1 protein-coding gene is annotated in these 864 nt (G+C 38.5%); it reads left to right on the forward strand.

Annotated features, from left to right (window positions below):
• Positions 1-229, forward strand: a 229-nt coding sequence (locus BOP96_RS30330; protein ID WP_218189992.1) for a hypothetical protein, incomplete at its 5' end; no start/stop codon positions are given.
• Positions 230-864: the final 635 nt, after the last annotated feature.

Consider the following 864-nt stretch of genomic DNA (forward strand, 5'->3'; position numbering starts at 1 on the left):
GTCATGCAAAATTCCATGGCAATGCGGCATGATGCTCCGGCTTCAATTCAATAACCGTGTTGCACTCAGCTCCTGCAACCGCCCTATTAAAAGGGTTCTTCATCTCAACCTCAACTCATTAATTAGACTGTTTGCCGCAGTCTTTTTATTTTTCTATCAATTAAAGGTTAAGGAACTTAACTTCAATCCACATCATTCCATGGGCTTTATCATGCTCAACAGCAATTAATTTCTGCTCAATTAAAACGTTCATGCATCTGCGTACATTTTCGCTTGTGCAATCCATCCACTTCCTAATCTCTGCTTTGTCCGTATAAACGACATGCAAGCCAGTTTCTGTTTTATCAGCAGCAGTACAGAGTTTTATCAATAGCGTATGCGCGGAGTGTTTTGTCAAAGCCACTTTACAAAGAGCTTCCAAGGCTTTGTCAGAAGTAGGCAGTCTTATATATCTTCTATTCTCAATGTTCATGTTGATTATTATTTAGTTTGTTTTAATACAATAGCATTTGAAAAACACAAAATTGTGGTTTAAGCACAAATTTGTTGAAAAATATTTTAGTATGAGAAAATAAAGCAAACTTTGGAGTACAATTTTTTGTACTCCAAAAAGAGAAACTCCACAAATATGTTGCAAAACACCCCTTTAGAGTACAGTTTTTTGTACTCTAAAATACCTTTACAGTACAATTTTTTGTACTGTAAAGTCTCTACAGGCCACGGAAATCAAGGACTAAAAACCTATAGCGCGCGCGTATAATTTTAGATCTCGGCGGCGGCAAAAACTGAGTGCAACACCTGACCTTTCCGGTACGGTGCTGCCCCTATGTCTTATACCGAACTCAGCGTTGAAGAGCGCGCCAC

Source organism: Pseudomonas sp. FSL W5-0203 (assembly GCF_001896155.1).
GTDB lineage: Bacteria > Pseudomonadota > Gammaproteobacteria > Pseudomonadales > Pseudomonadaceae > Aquipseudomonas > Aquipseudomonas paracarnis.